This window comes from Curtobacterium sp. PhB78 (genome assembly GCF_003751685.1).
GTDB lineage: Bacteria > Actinomycetota > Actinomycetes > Actinomycetales > Microbacteriaceae > Curtobacterium.
The window spans coordinates 1-16,861 of the sequence record NZ_RKIA01000006.1 but is presented as its reverse complement, the minus strand read 5'-3'; the positions used below and the strand labels follow the sequence as shown (position 1 = coordinate 16,861).

Genomic DNA, 16,861 nt, shown 5'->3' with positions numbered 1-16,861 from the left:
TCCCCGTGGTCGCCGCCGTCAGACGAGCGCGCAGGCTCGACCGGGAGGCCCGTGGTGCGTCGGGCGTGCGCGTTACGTCCCGAGGCGGGTGCGCTGGTACCAGCGCGACCACCTGCGTACCGTGACACCCGACGCACAGACGCGCCGCGCCTCCAGGCCGAGCGCAAGGCGACCCGACGACCAGCCGCACCGGACAGGAGCACCAAGATGACCGAGCACGACGCCGCGCAGTGGCGGTTCGAGACCACGCAGGTCCACGCCGGCGCACAGCCGGACCCGACCACGGGCGCCCGCGCCACCCCGATCTACAAGACGACCTCGTACGTCTTCGCGAACTCGGACGAGGCCCGCGACCTGTTCGCCCTCGCCAAGCCGGGCAACATCTACTCCCGCATCATGAACCCGACGAACGACGTCGTGGAGCAGCGCATCGCGGCACTCGAGGGCGGCAGCGGCGCACTCCTCGTGGCGTCCGGCCAGGCGGCGGAGACCTACGCCGTGCTGAACATCGCGGGTGCGGGCGACCACATCGTGTCGTCGTCGTCGATCTACGGCGGCACGTACAACCTGTTCAAGTACACGCTGGCGAAGCTCGGCATCGAGACCACGTTCGTCGAGGACCAGGACGACCTCGAGGAGTGGCGACGCGCCGTCCGCCCGAACACGAAGCTCTTCTTCGCCGAGACCATCGGCAACCCGCGGATCAACGTCCTCGACATCACCGGCGTCAGCGACGTCGCGCACGAGTCCGGCGTCCCGCTGATCGTCGACAACACGATCGCGACGCCGTACCTCATCCGTCCGTTCGAGCACGGGGCCGACATCGTCGTGCACTCGGCGACGAAGTTCCTCGGCGGCCACGGCACCGTCATCGGCGGCATCATCGTCGACGGCGGGAAGTTCGCCTGGTCACAGCACCCGGACAAGTTCCCGGAGTTCAACACGCCCGACCCGTCGTACCACGGCGCGGTCTTCGCCGAGGCCGTCGGCAACGAGCTCGCCTACATCGTGAAGGCCCGCGTGCAGCTGCTCCGCGACCTCGGGGCGTCGAACTCGGCGGACACCGCGTTCGCACTCCTGCAGGGCATCGAGACGCTGTCGCTCCGCATCGAGCGCCACGTGTCGAACGCGCAGGAGATCGCCGAATGGCTCGACCAGCACCCGGACGTCGCGACCGTCGCCTACGCCGGCCTGCCGACGTCGCCCTGGTACGCCGCGGCGAACCGGTACGCGCCGAAGGGCGTCGGCGCCGTGCTGTCGTTCGAGCTCAAGGGCGGGGTGCCCGCGGGCAAGGCGTTCGTCGACAACCTGCAGCTGTTCTCGCACCTGGCGAACATCGGCGACGTGCGCTCGCTCGTGATCCACCCGGCGTCGACCACGCACTCGCAGCTCACGCCCGAGCAGCAGCTCACCACCGGGGTGACGCCGGGCCTGGTGCGCCTGTCCGTCGGCATCGAGAACATCGAGGACCTGAAGGCCGACCTCGAGGCCGGGCTCGCCGCTGCTCGAGCGGTCTCGCAGGAAGGGCAGCGCGCCTAGCGTTCGCCCGGGCACCGAGGCACGGCGCGCTCGATGCCTGTGCATGGTGCGACGTCCCACGAGTCGATCGACTCGTGGGACGTCGCTCGTTGCGCACGCATACGGTGCGTGTGCATGGTGCGACGATCCACGAGTCGAACAACGCGCACGATGTCGGAACATGCGCACGCACGCACAAGGCGAGCGCGGGCCGCGACCCGGCCACGGGGCGGACGTGACGTAACACGGCGGCGGCGACCCGCGCCTCCCGGCAGACTGGACGCACCATGGACTGGCAGACGACCCCCGAGGACTCCGTGCCGTCCACGCTGGTGCCCGGTGCCGAACTCGGCACCCTCGGCAAACCGCCGGTCACCGGCGCCTGGCGCCCCGGCGACCACCCGGGTGCGCGCCACTTCGCATCGCTCGGCGAGCAGTGGGTGCGCGGCGGGCGGCTGCCGGCCGTGCGCGTGGCGTACGAGTCGTGGGGCACGCTCAACGCGGCGCGCGACAACGCCGTCCTGCTGTTCCACGCACTGACCGGCGACTCGCACGTCGCGGGCGCACCCGGTCCGGGGCACCGCACCGCCGGCTGGTGGGGCGACGTCGTCGGCCCCGGCCTGGCGATCGACACCGACCGCTGGTTCGTGATCGCGCCCAACATGCTCGGCGGCTGCCAGGGCACGACCGGGCCGTCGTCGGTGGCACCCACCGGGGTCGAGTGGGGCTCGCGGTTCCCGTTCGTCACCGTGCGCGACCAGGTCGAGGTGCAGCGCCAGCTCGCCGACCGACTCGGCATCGACGTGTTCGCGGCCGTCGTCGGCGGGTCGATGGGCGGCATGCACGCGCTCGAGTTCGCGGTGTCCCACCCCGAGCGCGTCCAACGGCTGGCGGTGCTGGCCTCGACGGCGCAGACCACGGCGGACCAGATCGCGGCGAACTCCCTGCAGCGCTCGGCGATCCAGATGGACCCGGCGTTCGCAGGCGGCGACTACTACGAGGCCGACGCCGGTGAGGGCCCGCACCGCGGGCTGGCGCTCGCGCGGCGGATGGCGTTGATGACCTACCGGGCGTCGGACGAGCTGAACGGCCGGTTCGCCCGGTCGTGGCAGAGCGACGTGTCCCCGCTCGGCGACGACGGCCGGTTCTCGGTGGAGAGCTACCTCGACTTCCACGGCAACAAGTTCACCCGGCGCTTCGACGCGTCGTCGTACATCACGCTCACGCACGCGATGGACTCCCACGACGTCGGGGCCGGGCGGGGCGGTGTCGCTGCCGCGCTCGAACTCGTGACGGCCCGCACGCTCGTCGTGGGGATCTCGAGCGACCGGCTGTTCCCGATCGAGGACCAGCACCGGATCGCCGCAGGGGTCCCGGACACGCTCGACGGGGACACGGCCGCGGTGATCGAGAGCGAGTTCGGGCACGACGGGTTCCTCATCGAGCACGAGCAGGTCGGCGCGCACCTGCGGCGGTTGCTCGACGACTGAGCGCGACACGGCGCGGCGGGGCGTCGGGGCGTCGGGGCGGCGGCACGCGCGGCCCGGCGGCGGCACGCGCGGCACGGCGGCGGCACGCACGGCGTGCGCGGCACGGCGTGCGCGGCACGGCGCGCCGAACACCCCCCAACGGGTGTCGCCCGTGGTTGGATGGCTGCGAGCCCGGACTGAACGAGGCTCGGTTTCCCCGCACGACCCGTACCACCCGTCACACCAGCTCGTCACCAACCAGGACATCGATGGAATTCATCGCACAGGAACGCGACCGCTTGCTGCGGGCGACGACCCGTGTCGTGGGCATCGTCTGCGCGCTCATCAGCGTCGTCGGCGTGGTCTCCGCCGCCGCGGTCTCCGCCCTGCCGCTCGTGGGCGCCCTGCTGTGCATCGCCGCGATGGTCGCCGCGTTCGTGTTCTTCGGGCGCAGTGGCACCGTGTGGTGGACCGCCGCGATCCTCGTCACGGGCCTCGCCTCGCTCGCGCTGCTGTTCTCCGGCGTGGACGAGTCGGTCCGCCCGCTCGTCGCCAGCGCCGTCATGCCGCTCGCGGGCGGCTCGCTGTCCGCCCCGCTGATGGCGCAGCGCGGCCAGCCGTTCGGCCTCGGACTCACGATCGGCACCGGCGCGATCGTCGTCGTCGTGATGGTGTGGGCCACCGGCGGGCTCCTGTCGACGCCCGTCAGCGGCGCCCTGCTCGGTTGGGTGCTCATCGCGGTCGTGGCCGTCTGGATCTCGCGCAGCATCCCCCGCGTCGCCCGACGGATCTACAGCATCGGCACCGCGCACCGCGCCGAACGCCAGGCCAGCGAGACCGAGGCACAGCGGCGGCAGGGGGCGCGGCTGCTGCACGACACGGTCCTCGCGACGCTCACGCTCCTCGCGCACTCCGGCGTCGGGGTCTCCGAGCAGGCCATGCGTGAGCAGGCCGCCGAGGACGCCAGACTCCTCCGCCACCTGCGACTCGGCGCGACCCCGCAGCCGTCGCAGTCCGGCGACTACTCGCTCACCCGCGAGGAGGAGTCGCCGCTCGGCCAGACCCTCGAGTCGGTGAAGCAGCGCTTCGGCCGGATGGGCCTCGAGGTCAGCTGGCACGGCACCGGTCAGGTGCTGCTGCCGTCGCACGTGCTCGATGCCTTCCTGCTGGCGCTCGGTGAGTGCCTCGAGAACGTCCGCCGGCACGCCGGCGTGGGCGAGGCGCACGTCACGATCGTCCACGACAACGACATGGTGCGCGCCATGGTCACGGACTCCGGCGTCGGGTTCGACCTGACCACCGTCAGCGCCGAACGACTCGGCTTCAAGGAGAGCGTCGTGAGCCGGCTGCGCGAGGTCGGCGGCGACGCCAAGCTGTTCTCCGCGCCGGGCTCCGGAACCACCGTCGTCCTGGAGGCACCGCGATGACCCGGGTCCCCGAGGACACCATCAGCCGCGGCCTGCCCGGCGAGTCGACCGGCCAGCAGCCGCCCCGCACCCGTCGCGAGGCGCGCGAGCGCTACCGCACCAGCGAGCGTCGGCAGGCCCGCGGGCTCCCCTCGACCTCGACCGGCGCACGGTCGCTCCGCCAGGCCGCCAAGCCCGGCGCCTCGCTCGGAGCCGGGTACCTCGGCCTCGGCGCAGCGGTGCTCACCGCCATCGAGGCCGTCTCCGGCATCGTGTACTTCCTGGTCCGCTGGTCCGACTTCTCCGACCCGTGGTTGCCCGCAGCCGCCTGGATGCTCTACATCGTCGCCGCGGTCGGGGTCGGTCTGAGCGTGCTGACCTACGGCGAGCGGTTGACCGGGCTGGCCTTCGTGCTGATCTGCGTCGTGCTCGCGTGCGTCGTGACCCTCGACTTCATCGGCATCTGGCCCGAGCACGACATCGCCCACACGGCATCGGCGTCGATCGCCGCGGGCTTCGCGCTCCTGCCGATCGCCACGCTCCGACCGGCCCGCGAGGTCGCCGCCGCCATCGCGGTCCTCGGCCTGGCGTTCGTCGGCATGAGCGTCGCCTCGACCCCGATCACCAACGACACACTGCCGGGCATCGTGTCCCTGCTGGCCCTGGTCGTCGTGCCGCCGTCGATCGCCCTGTACGTGGTGCAGCGGTTCCGGCAGCTCGTGCAGCGGGAACTCGACCGGGTGCTCGTGCAGAGCAACGTGCAGGCGCCGCAGTTCGCCGTCGGCATGCTCGCCTCGGACGAGCTCGCCCGACTCGACCTGGCCGCCGAGAAGCTGCTCGACGCCGTCGCGAACGGCACCGATCCCCTGCCGCTGTCGGACGCCTCGAGCTCCGTCGCGGCCTCACTCGCGACCGAGCTCCGCCTGCACCTCATCGAGGGCCGACGCGAGACCTGGCTCTACCACGCGATCACGGAGTCCGACCACCTCGGGCGTTCGGTGAGCGTCGCCGATCCGGGCGCCCTCGCCGGACACCTCACCCCCGCCCAACGCGACGGACTGCTGCAGGCCCTGTGGCAGATGGTCGGCGACGGCCGCCCCGCCACCCCCGGCCTGCCGGTCGTCTCGGTCACGCTCGGCCCGGTCGGGTCCGACGGCCACCCCGTCACCGACGAGCGGATGGACGTGCCGGTCGTGATCGAGTCCCGCGGCGTCCAGCGCCGACGCCTCGGCCCCACCGCCTGGAGCGCCCTGCAACGCATCGGTCCGTACACCGAGACCGTCCGCGACGGCGCGCTCCACATCGTCGCCCACTGCGTCGTGGACCGACATCCGTCGATGTAGCTGCCGGACACCCGGACAGCCTGCCCGTGCCACGTGCCCCTCCCTCCTAGGATCGGGCACGAACTGCCCCCGAGAAAGGACGCCCGCATGGCGACTCCAGAGGAACCCATCCGACTCGCACTCGTCGACGACCACAGGATGCTCCTCGGCGCGCTCACGGAGTGGATCCGGAGCGCCGCCGACGACATCACGCTGGTGGCCGCGGTCACGACCTGGCCCGAGCTCCTGACGAGCCCGGCGTTCCCGGTGGACGTGGTGCTGCTCGACCTGGACCTCAAGGACTCCATCCCGGTGTCGCTGAAGATCTCGACGCTCAAGACCGCCGGTGTGAAGACCGTCGTGATGAGCACCTACTCGGAGCCGAACGTCGTGCGCGAGGCCCTGGCGGCCGGTGCCCTCGGTTACCTGGTGAAGAGCGAGGACGCCGACATGATCGTCGAGGCGATCCGCTCCGCCCAGCGCGGTGAGCAGTACGTCTCCGCCGAGCTCGACCTGGCCATCAACAGCGGCGACGTCGGTGGCGTCCCGAAGCTCAGCGCCCAGGAGCGCCGCGTGATGGCCCTGTACGGCGGTGGCGAGCCCGTGAAGAGCGTCGCGTACCAGCTCGGCATCTCCGAGGAGACGGCGAAGAGCTACCTCAAGCGCATCCGCGAGAAGTACCGCGTTGCAGGCTTCGACGTGGGCACGAAGGTGGCGCTCCGGAAGCGGGCGATCACCGACGGCATCATCGTGCAGGACGGCGGCCCGCTGGGCCTGTAGCGCGGCGCACATGGGCGCTTGCCCGCTTCGTGAGCAGGAATGGTCAGGTCCCATCACGGGACCCGACCATTTCTGCTCACCATGGGCGGTCTGCCGCACACCACGTCGGACGGGAGGCCCGTGGCGGCGTCGCCACGGGCCTCCCGTCCGGTGCGTGGGCGCGCCCACCGCGCGCGGTCAGTGGATGGGGACGGGCCTGCGGTCTGTCCCGCCACAGCGACACTCTGCCGCCGATGCCGGCGGACCGTTCCACGAAAGCGACACTCTGCCGCGAACAGTTCGCGGCAGACTGTCGCTTTCGCGAACCGCGGTGGCAGCGCCTGCGCGCGATCAGTGGATGGGGACCGGCGCGGTGATCGGGCCGGTGCTCGGCGACGGGGAGCGCAGCGCGGCACGGCGCGTGGTGCGACGCTCGACCGAGTAGCTGAACATCGCGACGAGGACACCGAGCAGCGCGAGGACGATGCCGAGCCAGCCCGGTGCGACGAACCCGAAGCCGGCAGCGATGACCGCACCGCCGAGTGCTGCGCCGAGCGAGTTGCCGATGTTGAACGCCGAGTGGTTGAGCGCCGCGGCGATCGTCCGGGCGTCGCCGGCGACGTCCATCAGGCGGGACTGCACCGCCGGCGGGATCGCCGACGAGGTCGCACCGAGCAGGAACGCACCGAGCAGCATCCCCCAGAGCCACTGCGCGGTCAGCACCGTGAGCAGCAGCGCGCCGATGAGCGAGAACATGCCGAAGTAGATCGTGCGCTTCACGCTGTGGTCGGCGAGGTGTCCGCCGAGCACACCGCCGACGACCATGCCGATGCCCACGACCACCAGGACGATCGGCACGAACGACTCCGGCATGCCCGTGACGTGCTGCACGAGCGGCGAGATGTACGAGTAGACGGCGAAGAACCCACCGAACCCGACGGCGCCGAGGCCCATCACGATCCAGACCTGCGGCACGCGGAAGGCGCGGAGCTCCCGGCCGATCGTCGCGTGCTCGTCACGGGCGCTCTTCGGCACGAAGGCCGCGACGGCGAGGAACGTGAGCGCGAACAGTGCGGCGACGACGCCGTAGGCGATCCGCCAGCCGGCGAGCTGGCCGACCCAGGTGATCGCGGGGACACCGACGACGTTCGCGACCGACAGTCCGAGCAGCACCATCGCGATGCCCTTGCCGCGCTTGCCCGGGCCCATCATGTCGCCCGCGACGATCGAGGCGATGCCGAAGTAGGCGCCGTGCGGCAGACCCGCCACGAACCGGGCGACGAGCACCAGTCCGAACGACGGCAGCAGCGCACTCGCGATCGTCGCGAGCACGAACCCGACGAGCAGCACGAGGATCAGGCCCTTGCGCGGGAACTTCGCCGACATCGCCGCGATGGTGGGAGCACCGACGACGACCCCGAGGGCGTAGGCGCTGACGAGCCAGCCCGCGTGCGCGATGCCGGCATCCGGGTCGAGGCCGTACTGCTGCGGCAGCAGCGCCTGCGCGATGTTCGGCAGCAGGCCCATCGCGACGAACTCGGTCGACCCGATGGCGAAGCCGCCGAGGGCGAGCGAGATGAGCGCGGCGGTGCGACGCGCAGGCGTGAGCTGTGACATGGGGCCTGTTCTCGGACGACGTCCTGCACGGGCGGCGTCGGATCGGGGTGTCGGCTGGACGGTGTCGGCGGGGGCGACCCGCGATCGTCGCGGTCCACGTGCCGATCGGCAGCGCGGCCACGCCCGAGCGGGGTGCCGGTCCGGGTTCAGCAGCGAACGGGACGGTCCGGTGGCGACGACCATCCGGTCCGAGCAGTGTAGACCGCTCCAAAGGCCGAACGGAAGTCGCCGTGCGCGGCCAGCTCGGGTCGCACCGGGCTGGCCCGGCCGTACCCGATGAGAACCGGGTCAGGCCGCCTGACGCTCCGTGTGGGCGGGACGCGTCGACGCGGGTGCGAGATCGGGCAGCTCGTCGCGGTGCGTCCAGCCGGCGCCGCACTCGGCGCACGTGGCCCAGGCGTTCTCGCCCTGTTCGTCCGTGTCGATGACGACCGTTCGCAGGTCGCAGTCAGGGCACCAGCCGTCGTGGGTCATCACGCGCTCCTCGTCGTCTCGGGGCCACCGGATGTGGCTCGACACGGGCCATGAGACACCCGACCACCGACATCCGAGGGAGGGCGTCGGCGTGTCGCGCGGGCCCTCGTTGTTCAATGAGCACGTGACCCTCGCCGCCACCGTGCTCGCCTCGTGCCGCGCCGGCGCGCCCGTGAACTGCGAGGACGCCACCGACCCGATGGGCATGGTCATCGTGCTCATCGCGGTGCTCGCCGGCATCGCGCTGCTGACGGTGTTCGTGGTGCTCGGACCGGACCCCCGCCGTCGGACCCGGGCACGGCGGCGCGACAAGCGCTGAGCGCTGAGCGCGAGCGCGAGCGCCGAACGACAGCGCCGAAGGCGAGCGCCGAGCAACAGCGCCGGCCGCTGAGCGCTACTCGCCGAGCGCCGCTTCGAGCCGCTCGAGCTTGCCGTCGATCTCGCCGGTGTGCCCCGGTCGGATGTCGGCCTTGAGCACGAGCGACACCCGCGTGCCGTAGACGCCGACGGCCTCGGTGGCGCGCTTGACGACGTCCATGACCTCGTCCCACTCCCCCTCGAGCTCGGTGAACATCGACGACGTGCGGTTCGGCAGGCCGCTCTCGCGGACCACCCGCACGGCTGCGGCGACGGCGTCGTGCACGGAGCCGTCCGCCTGTTCGGAGGGACCACCGGACGGAGCAACGGAGAAGGCGACGATCATGCGTCCATCCTGCCCGCGCCCCGGCCCATCCGCACCAGCTCGACCACGGTCCACGCCAGGATCGCCACCTCGAGCACGTTCCGCAGCGTCAGCACCACGAGCATCCACGGCTGCAGCGTGAGCACCTGGTCGTAGTACGCCGGGTAGATCAGCTGCGTCAGCACGGCGGTGGGGAGCGCAGCGATCGCGATCGGCACGAACCGGCGCACACTCGGCGTCCCGGCGGCCAGTCCCCACACGATCGGCACGGCGAGCCACCCGATGTACTGCGGCGACCCGACCTTGTTGGTGGCGATGAGCGCGGCGACGAACAGCAGTGCGAGCACGGGCGCGAGCTCGGCCCGACGAGCACCACGGCGTGCGGCCCACAGCGCGAGCACGACACCGGCGACGACGACGATGGCCATCAGCGGCGTCGAGACCGCGGCCGCGGCGTGCGTGCCGGCCCCGGAGACCTCGAACGTCAGGATCTGCTGGTTGTAGAACACGGCCGCCCCAGGAGCCCCGAACGCTGCCGCCCACATGAACGGCGTCGCGAGCGGCGACTCGATCTGCAGCGCCCGGCCGGTCTGCTCCCCGATGAACGACAGCAGGTACGGCGCTCCGCCCCAGAGCACGTCGACCAGCACGATGAGCGCACTGAGCACGAGGGCACCAGCCAGTACACCGCGGCGGTGCCCCTTGCGCAGGAGCAGCAGCACGGCGACGAGGGCGGCCGGCCAGACCTTCGTCCACGCACCGGCGGTGAACAGCGCCGAGGCGACCGCCGGCCGCGAGGCGACGAAGGCCACCCCGACCAGCGCGAACACCGTCGCCACCGTGTCGATGCGACCGAGCGCGATCGGCCCGAGTGCGAGCAGGAAGGCGAGCCACCACCACACGACCCGTACGCCACGCGACGACGAGCCGCCCGCACGCGAGCCGAACGCGCCGCGCGCCCGGAACCGCCACAGGAACGCACACGCGACGGCGTCGAGCAGCACCATCAGCAGCAGCCACCCGGAGCCGATCGACGCGATCCCACCGAGTGCTGCGGCGGCCATCGGCACGATCGCCAGGATCGGGTAGACCCACTCGCCGTCGATCCCGACCCAGAAGTCCGCGCTCCGCCCGGTCTCGATCCACCGGCTGTAGGTGATGGTGACGTCGCCGAGGGGCAGGTTCGCCGAGACCGCGGTCAGCCACCACAACGCCGCGTGCACGGCGGCGAACGCCAGGACGAACCCGACGCGTTCGATCCACGGGTTCCCGGTCCTGCGCACCGGACGAGCGTACCGGCAGCGAGCGCACCCGAACCGGCGGACAGTCCCAGGCTCTCCCAACCATGACGTGTCACCGTCTTGCTCGTGACCACCGAAACCCCGCGCGGGCGCCGCAAGGCCGTCATCTGGATCTCCGTCATCGCCGCCGTCGTCGTGCTCGGCGTCATCGGGGCGATCGTCGCGACGAACGTCTACACGAGCAACGAGAACGCGAAGGCGTCGGCGGCACCGTCCGTGGCCGCCAGCCGCGAGGCCTCCACCCTCGACGACTCCGACCTGTCCGGCGACTGGACGGTCGGCGGCGACTCCGAGGCCGGCTACCGCCTGCACGAGGTCCTCAACGGCTCCGACGTCACCGTCACCGGCCGCACCGACAGCGTCTCCGGCAGCGCCACCGTCGACGGCACGAGCATCACGAAGGCGACGATCACGGTGCAGGTCGCCGACATCGCCACCGACTCCGACCAGCGCGACTCCTACTTCCGCGACTCCGCGATGGACACCTCCGCCTTCCCCGAGGCCACGTTCGAACTCACCGAGCCGATCGCCGACGCGGTCCCGAGCGGTTCGGACACGACGAAGGTCACCGCTGCCGGCAAGCTCACGCTGCACGGCGTCACGAAGGACGTCACCGCCGACCTGCAGGTCGGCCTGAACGGCGATGGCGTCGACATCTCCGGCTCGATCCCGGTCACCTTCTCCGACTACGGCGTGCAGGCGCCGAGCCTCGGCTTCGTGAAGGTCGACGACTCCGGCACGGTCGAGTTCCTGGTGCACGCGACCCCCGCGAGCTGACGGCCGCGACGCGCGTCACGCCCGTGACGTGCGCGACAGGCGGACGGAAGGCCCGTGGCGGCCCCGCCACGGGCCTCCCGTCCGTCCCCTGCTCGCGTCCCAGGCCGCGCCCTTCTCGCGCATGCGTGCGCATGTTGCGACCTTCCACCCGTCGAACCGGTGGTGTCCCGTCGGAACATGCGCACGTACCCCGCGCGCACCGACCGCTACCCGCGCGCGTCGCCGTCCACGACCAGGTCCCGCACGACCCCGGGCAGCTCGCCGATGAGCCCGGTCATCGGGAACGGCCCGCCGCCGGACGCCCGCCGCGCCGCGAGCCCGTGCACCACCGCGGCCGACGCGGCCAGGTGCGCGAGGTCCGACGGGGTCAGGGACGAACCAGCAGCCTCGACGGAGCCCTGCCGCGACGCCACGAGCGCGCCGAGCACCCCGCCGAGCACGTCCCCGGCACCGGCGGCGGCGAGCCACGGCGTCGCCGACGAGGCCACCAACCGGACCGACCCGTCGGGCGTGACCACGTGCGTGCGCTCGCCCTTGAGCAGGACGACGCTGCCGGTCTGCTCGGCGGCACGGAGCGCTGCGGCGGCGGGATCCTGCTCGATCGACTCGCGGGAGACGCCGAGCAACGACGCGAGTTCGCCCGCGTGCGGGGTCAGGACGGCGAGCGGGCCGAGGTCGACGAGCGGGATCGCGCCCGCGTCGACCACGACCGGGACACCGTCGTCCGAGGCGTGCCTGAAACCCGAGGCGGTCGTGGCGTCCAGGTCACCGAGCGACGACGCCGAGATGCCCGAGCCGACGAGCCAGGCCTGCACCCGACCGACGCCGGCGACGGACTCGGGGCGACGCGCCAGGACGTGGTCCGACGCCCGCGACGGCCCGACGTACCGGACCATGCCGACACCGGTGTGGACCGCGGCGTCGACCCCGAGGACCGCGGCACCCGGGTACTGGTCGGAGCCGGTCGCGATGCCGAGGACCCCGCGGCGGTACTTGGTGGACTCCCCCGTCGGCGCGGTGACCCACGCGGCGGCATCGGACGGCTGGACGGGCACGAAGTCGTTCACCGGCCCCACGTTACGGTGGAGCGCATGAGCCTGTTCCTGCCTGGTCGCGTGGTGGTCTTCGACTACGGCGAGGTGATCAGCCGGACGCCGCACGCGTCGCGCGATGCCCTCGTCGAGTTGACCGGGGTGCCCGCCGACGAACTGTTCCCCGTCTACCAGGAGCTCCGCCACGACCTCGACCGCGGCGACCTGTCCGTCGTGGCGTACTGGCGGGCGATCGGCGAGCGCGTCGGGCGGACCTGGAGCATCACGGACATCCACCGGTTCTGGGCGGTCGACTTCACCGGGTGGTTCGAGGTCGAACTGGAGACCCTGGCGATCGTCGAGGAGCTGCACGACGCGGGGACCCGGGTGGCGCTGCTGTCGAACGCCGGCTTCGACTTCGGTGACCCGTACCGACGCTCCCCGATGGGCTCGCTGTTCGAGACGGTGGTGGTGAGCGCCGAGGAGCACGTCCTGAAGCCCGACGCATCCATCTACCGCGACACGTGCGCACGTCTGGGAATCGAGCCGCAGCAGATGGTGTTCGTGGACAACAGGGCCGAGAACGCCACCGGCGCGGAAGCGATCGGGGCGGTCGGCCACCACTACACGTCGTCGGCGTCACTGCGGTCGTTCCTGACGGAACTCGCGGCCGAGCCGGCGCCCGTCCCCTGAGGAGTCCCGCGTGACGCACGCCCTGTTCGAGCCGATCACCATCCGCGACCTGACGGTCCGCAACCGCATCTGGGTCTCCCCGATGTGCCAGTACTCGGCCGAGGAGCAGGACGGCGTGCCGACCGCGTGGCACCTCGTCCACCTGGGCGGCTTCGCCAAGGGCGGTGCCGGTGCGGTGGTCGTCGAGGCGACCGGCGTGGTGCCGGAAGGCCGGATCAGCCCGCAGGACCTCGGGCTCTGGAACGACCAGCAGCGCGACGCCTTCAAGCCGATCGTCGACTTCCTGCACGCGCAGGGCGCTGCCGCCGGTGTCCAGCTCGCGCACGCCGGCCGCAAGGCGTCGACGTTCCGCCCGTGGGAGTCCACACACGGTTCGGTCCCCGCCGACCAGGGCGGCTGGTCCACCGTCGCCCCGTCCGCCGTGGCCTTCGACGGCTACGCGGTCCCGCGCGAGCTGGAGGCCGAGGACATCCGGGTCGTCGCACTGGCGTTCGCGCAGTCCGCTCGCCGCGCCGTCGAGGCCGGGTTCGACCTGGTCGAGATCCACGCCGCCCACGGGTACCTGCTGCACCAGTTCCTCTCGCCGCTGAGCAACCACCGCACGGACCAGTACGGCGGGTCGCTCGAGAACCGCGCCCGGGCACTGCTCGAGGTCCTCGACGCCGTCCGTGCCGAGGTCGGCGAGGGTTTCCCGATCGTCGTGCGGTTCTCGGCGACCGACTGGGTGGACGGCGGGCTCACGCTCGACGAGACCACGGAGGTCGCTCGGTGGGCTGCGGAGCACGGCGCGGACCTGGCTGACGTCTCGACCGGCGGCAACGTCGCGAGCGCTCCGATCCCGGTCGGCCCCGGCTACCAGGTGCCGCACGCCGCGGCGATCAAGCGCGACGCCGGCATCGGCACCATCGCGGTCGGCATGATCTCCGAGGGCTTCCAGGCCGAGCAGATCGTCGCGACCGGACAGGCCGACGTGGTGATGGTGGGCCGCGAGTTCCTGCGCGACCCGGGCTTCCCGCTGCGTGTGGCCGTCGAGCTCGGCGTGACCGTCGACTACGAGCCGCAGCAGTACCACCGCGCGCGGGTCACGGCGTAGACGCGCGGCCTTCCTGAACGGATTCTCGGTCGGCCCCTCGGGCAGGCAGTACGATTGGCAGCACTGTGGACGATCCCCCGAATAGTTCTTCGCCTCACTCATCCGCCGCTCACTCGGTGAGCTGCACGTCATCCCCGTGCGCGGACGGGGGTGAATCATGAGTCCGATCGACATCGTCATGCTCGTCGGCGGCATCCTGCTGACACTCGGCACCGGCGTCTTCGTCGCGTCCGAGTTCGCGCTGGTGAACCTCGACCGCGCCGACGTCGAAGCGCGTCGCGACCGCGGTGAGCCGGGCCTGGCACCCGTCATCGGGGCGTTGAAGGTCACCTCGACGCACCTGTCCAGTGCGCAGCTCGGCATCACGCTGACCACGCTGCTCACCGGCTACCTGCTCGAGCCGTCCATCGCGAAGTTGCTCGAGGCGCCGTTCCTGGCGATGAACCTGCCCGAGGGCATCGTCGAGACCGTCGGATCGATCATCGCGCTCGTCATCGCGACCCTGCTGTCGATGATCCTCGGCGAGCTCGTGCCGAAGAACTTCGCGCTCGCGCTGCCGCTGCAGACCGCGAAGCTCGTCGTGCCGTTGCAGATCGCCTTCACGACGGTGTTCAAGCCGGCGGTCGCGGTGCTCAACGGCACCGCGAACGCCGTGCTGCGGTCGATCGGCATCGAGCCGCAAGAGGAACTGTCCGGTGCTCGCAGCGCCGAGGAGCTCACCTCGCTGCTCCGCCGTTCGGCGTCCGAGGGGTCACTCGAGCAGGACACCGCGACGCTCCTCCAGCGGACGATCTCGTTCTCGGAGCTCAGTGCCAGCGACGTGATGACGCCGCGCCCGCGGCTCTCCACCATCCGGGTGTCCGAGTCCGCGCAGGACGTCATCGCCCTCGCCCGCAAGACCGGCTTCAGCCGCTTCCCCGTCATCGAGGAGGATGCGGACGACGTCGTCGGCATCGTGCACGTCAAGCAGGCCGTCGCCGTCCCCCGCGAGAAGCGTCCGGAGGTCCCCGTCGGGGCACTCATGACCGACGCCGAACGCGTGCCCGAGACGATGCCGGGCGACACCCTGCTCGCCGAGGTCCGCGGGCGCGGCTACCAGATGGTCATCGTGGTCGACGAGTACGGCGGCACCGCCGGGGTCGTCACGCTCGAGGACCTCATCGAGGAGATCGTCGGCGAGGTCTCCGACGAGCACGACCGCGCGCGCATCGACGTGGTCCGCTCCCGCGACTGGCTGACCTTCCCCGGTCTGCTGCGTCCCGACGAGCTCGAGGACCGCGCCGGCGTGAAGGTGCCGGAGGATGGCCCCTACGAGACCGTCGGCGGCTTCCTCATGTCGACGCTCGGCCGCCTGCCCGTCGTCGGTGACGAGGTCCCGCTCGACAGCGGTGTCTTCCGGGTCGAACGTCTGGACGGCCGTCGGATCGACCGCATCCGCTGGACCCCGACGCCTCCGCCGACGGACACCGCGGCGACCGCCATCATCATCCCGGCCACGAAGACCGGCACCAAGACCGCGAAGCGGTCCGAGACGAAGGAGAGCACCCGATGAGCTCCGACTGGTGGGGGATCTTCTGGCTCTTCGTGCTGCTGCTCGGCAACGCGTACTTCGTCGCCGCCGAGTTCGCCGTCATCTCCGCCCGCCGATCGCAGATCGAGCCACGCGCAGAAGAGGGCTCCAAGGCCGCGCAGATGACACTGTGGGCAATGGAGCACGCCACCCGCATGCTCGCGACCACGCAGCTCGGCATCACGGTCTGCTCGTTGCTCATCCTGAACGTCTCCGAGCCGGCGATCCACCACCTGCTCGAGGTGCCGCTGCACCTGACGGGCTGGAGCGTCGAGGTCATCGGCACCGTGGCGTTCGTGGTCACGCTGCTGCTCGTCTCGTTCCTGCACGTGGTGTTCGGCGAGATGGTCCCGAAGAACATCTCGTTCTCGATGCCGGACCGCGCAGCGCTGCTGCTCGTGCCGACGCTCTGGTACATCGGCCACGGCCTGCACTGGGTCATCGTCGGCCTGAACGAGGTCGCGAACGCCGTGCTGCGTCTGTTCCGCGTCGAGCCCAAGGACGAAGCCGTCAGCGCCTTCACGGTGGAAGAGGTGCAGACCATCGTGGAGCAGTCCCGCCGCGAGGGCACCCTGACCGACGACGGCAAGCTCGCCCTGGCGTTCGAGTTCACCGAGAAGAAGGTCCGCGACGTCGCCGTGCCGATGGCCGAGCTCGTCACCCTGCCCGAGGACGCCACCCCGGCGGACGTCGAGCGTGCGGTGGCGCAGCGCGGGTTCTCGCGGTACGTGCTCGTCGGCGAGGACGGCTCCCCCACGGGCTACGTGCACGTGAAGGACGTCATCGACCTGCGGCCGGACGAGTTCGACGACCCGGTGCCGCCGAAGCGCATCCGCCAGCTCATCTCGCTCTACACGGAGATGGACCTGGAGGACGCCCTGGCCACCATGCGGGCTGCTGGCCGCCACGTCGCCCGGGCGTTCGACGCCGATGGCCGGACCCTCGGCGTGCTCTTCCTCGAGGACATCCTCGAGGAGCTCGTCGGCGAGGTCGAGGACGCGACCCGACGCCGGTAGCCACACCGCCAGTTCCGCCGAAGCGACAGATCCCCGCGCTTGGGTTCAAGGGGTGGTTGCAACACCTTGAGTGGTGAGGTGTTGGTGTGGGTCGTTGGCACACGCGTGAGGACAAGCGACGGTTCTGGGCTGC

The 16,861-nt window shown here is 71.4% G+C and carries 16 protein-coding genes; 11 read left to right on the top strand and 5 right to left on the bottom strand.

Annotation, left to right across the window (positions count from 1 at the left end; genetic code table 11):
- Positions 1-207 precede the first annotated feature (207 nt).
- From EDF53_RS14405 to EDF53_RS14385, 5 genes are all read left to right on the top strand, one after another.
- Positions 208-1,539 carry a bifunctional o-acetylhomoserine/o-acetylserine sulfhydrylase gene (locus tag EDF53_RS14405; RefSeq protein WP_111086406.1) on the top strand — a complete coding sequence of 444 codons (1,332 nt, stop codon included), beginning with the start codon at positions 208-210 and terminating at the stop codon, positions 1,537-1,539.
- Positions 1,540-1,805: 266 nt separating this feature from the next.
- Positions 1,806-3,008, top strand: a complete 1,203-nt coding sequence (locus EDF53_RS14400) for a homoserine O-acetyltransferase (RefSeq protein WP_111086407.1) — start codon at positions 1,806-1,808, stop codon at positions 3,006-3,008.
- A gap of 248 nt (positions 3,009-3,256) precedes the next feature.
- Positions 3,257-4,414, top strand: coding sequence for a sensor histidine kinase (locus EDF53_RS14395; protein ID WP_123294227.1), 1,158 nt, complete (start codon positions 3,257-3,259; stop codon positions 4,412-4,414).
- Positions 4,411-5,736 (top strand): hypothetical protein, encoded by a 1,326-nt coding sequence (locus EDF53_RS14390; protein ID WP_123294226.1) that lies wholly within the window; start codon positions 4,411-4,413, stop codon positions 5,734-5,736. Before EDF53_RS14395 ends, EDF53_RS14390 begins: the two co-directional genes overlap by 4 nt.
- Positions 5,737-5,823: 87 nt before the next feature.
- Positions 5,824-6,495, top strand: a complete 672-nt coding sequence (locus tag EDF53_RS14385; RefSeq protein WP_111086410.1) for a response regulator transcription factor — start codon at positions 5,824-5,826, stop codon at positions 6,493-6,495.
- 330 nt (positions 6,496-6,825) lie between these two features.
- Here the strand turns inward: EDF53_RS14385 and EDF53_RS14380 are convergent, their stop codons facing one another.
- A complete protein-coding gene (locus EDF53_RS14380) occupies positions 6,826-8,091 on the bottom strand; it encodes an MFS transporter (protein ID WP_123294225.1) in 1,266 nt (421 codons plus the stop codon).
- A 288-nt stretch (positions 8,092-8,379) separates the two neighbouring features.
- Positions 8,380-8,565, bottom strand: coding sequence for a hypothetical protein (locus tag EDF53_RS14375; protein WP_131919968.1), 186 nt, complete (start codon positions 8,563-8,565; stop codon positions 8,380-8,382).
- 124 nt (positions 8,566-8,689) lie between these two features.
- Between EDF53_RS14375 and EDF53_RS14370 the strand changes: the two genes are divergently transcribed.
- Entirely contained in the window at positions 8,690-8,884 is a 195-nt protein-coding gene (locus tag EDF53_RS14370; protein ID WP_123294223.1) for a hypothetical protein, read from the top strand.
- A 75-nt stretch (positions 8,885-8,959) separates the two neighbouring features.
- Here the strand turns inward: EDF53_RS14370 and EDF53_RS14365 are convergent, their stop codons facing one another.
- Both EDF53_RS14365 and EDF53_RS14360 read right to left on the bottom strand, forming a co-directional pair.
- Positions 8,960-9,268 carry a thiamine-binding protein gene (locus EDF53_RS14365; protein WP_123294222.1) on the bottom strand — a complete coding sequence of 103 codons (309 nt, stop codon included), beginning with the start codon at positions 9,266-9,268 and terminating at the stop codon, positions 8,960-8,962.
- A complete protein-coding gene (locus tag EDF53_RS14360) occupies positions 9,265-10,530 on the bottom strand; it encodes a glycosyltransferase 87 family protein (RefSeq protein ID WP_123294221.1) in 1,266 nt (421 codons plus the stop codon). Before EDF53_RS14360 ends, EDF53_RS14365 begins: the two co-directional genes overlap by 4 nt.
- Before the next feature lie 84 nt (positions 10,531-10,614).
- On the opposite strand from EDF53_RS14360, the gene EDF53_RS14355 reads away from it, so the two are divergent.
- Complete coding sequence (locus tag EDF53_RS14355) at positions 10,615-11,325, top strand: YceI family protein (RefSeq protein WP_260215786.1); 711 nt, start codon at positions 10,615-10,617, stop codon at positions 11,323-11,325.
- A 206-nt stretch (positions 11,326-11,531) separates the two neighbouring features.
- On the opposite strand, the gene EDF53_RS14350 is transcribed toward EDF53_RS14355, so the two are convergent.
- Positions 11,532-12,392, bottom strand: coding sequence for an ADP/ATP-dependent (S)-NAD(P)H-hydrate dehydratase (locus tag EDF53_RS14350; RefSeq protein WP_123294220.1), 861 nt, complete (start codon positions 12,390-12,392; stop codon positions 11,532-11,534).
- A gap of 24 nt (positions 12,393-12,416) precedes the next feature.
- Between EDF53_RS14350 and EDF53_RS14345 the strand changes: the two genes are divergently transcribed.
- From EDF53_RS14345 to EDF53_RS14330, 4 genes are all read left to right on the top strand, one after another.
- Entirely contained in the window at positions 12,417-13,049 is a 633-nt protein-coding gene (locus EDF53_RS14345; RefSeq protein ID WP_123294219.1) for an HAD family phosphatase, read from the top strand.
- A 10-nt stretch (positions 13,050-13,059) separates the two neighbouring features.
- Positions 13,060-14,142 (top strand): NADH:flavin oxidoreductase/NADH oxidase, encoded by a 1,083-nt coding sequence (locus tag EDF53_RS14340; RefSeq protein WP_123294218.1) that lies wholly within the window; start codon positions 13,060-13,062, stop codon positions 14,140-14,142.
- A gap of 157 nt (positions 14,143-14,299) precedes the next feature.
- Positions 14,300-15,694, top strand: a complete 1,395-nt coding sequence (locus tag EDF53_RS14335) for a hemolysin family protein (protein WP_123294217.1) — start codon at positions 14,300-14,302, stop codon at positions 15,692-15,694.
- The gene (locus tag EDF53_RS14330) at positions 15,691-16,728 is read left to right on the top strand and encodes a hemolysin family protein (RefSeq protein WP_123294216.1); all 1,038 of its coding nucleotides are present in this window, start codon (positions 15,691-15,693) and stop codon (positions 16,726-16,728) included. Before EDF53_RS14335 ends, EDF53_RS14330 begins: the two co-directional genes overlap by 4 nt.
- Positions 16,729-16,861 lie beyond the last annotated feature (133 nt).

Coding starts and splice junctions, on each gene's coding strand:
- EDF53_RS14365 (WP_123294222.1), bottom strand. CDS start 9,268: ATGATCGTCGCCTTCTCCGTTGCTCCGTCCGGTGGTCCCTCCGAACAG.
- EDF53_RS14405 (WP_111086406.1), top strand. CDS start 208: ATGACCGAGCACGACGCCGCGCAGTGGCGGTTCGAGACCACGCAGGTC.
- EDF53_RS14335 (WP_123294217.1), top strand. CDS start 14,300: ATGAGTCCGATCGACATCGTCATGCTCGTCGGCGGCATCCTGCTGACA.
- EDF53_RS14400 (WP_111086407.1), top strand. CDS start 1,806: ATGGACTGGCAGACGACCCCCGAGGACTCCGTGCCGTCCACGCTGGTG.
- EDF53_RS14330 (WP_123294216.1), top strand. CDS start 15,691: ATGAGCTCCGACTGGTGGGGGATCTTCTGGCTCTTCGTGCTGCTGCTC.
- EDF53_RS14390 (WP_123294226.1), top strand. CDS start 4,411: ATGACCCGGGTCCCCGAGGACACCATCAGCCGCGGCCTGCCCGGCGAG.
- EDF53_RS14395 (WP_123294227.1), top strand. CDS start 3,257: ATGGAATTCATCGCACAGGAACGCGACCGCTTGCTGCGGGCGACGACC.
- EDF53_RS14345 (WP_123294219.1), top strand. CDS start 12,417: ATGAGCCTGTTCCTGCCTGGTCGCGTGGTGGTCTTCGACTACGGCGAG.
- EDF53_RS14385 (WP_111086410.1), top strand. CDS start 5,824: ATGGCGACTCCAGAGGAACCCATCCGACTCGCACTCGTCGACGACCAC.
- EDF53_RS14380 (WP_123294225.1), bottom strand. CDS start 8,091: ATGTCACAGCTCACGCCTGCGCGTCGCACCGCCGCGCTCATCTCGCTC.
- EDF53_RS14375 (WP_131919968.1), bottom strand. CDS start 8,565: ATGACCCACGACGGCTGGTGCCCTGACTGCGACCTGCGAACGGTCGTC.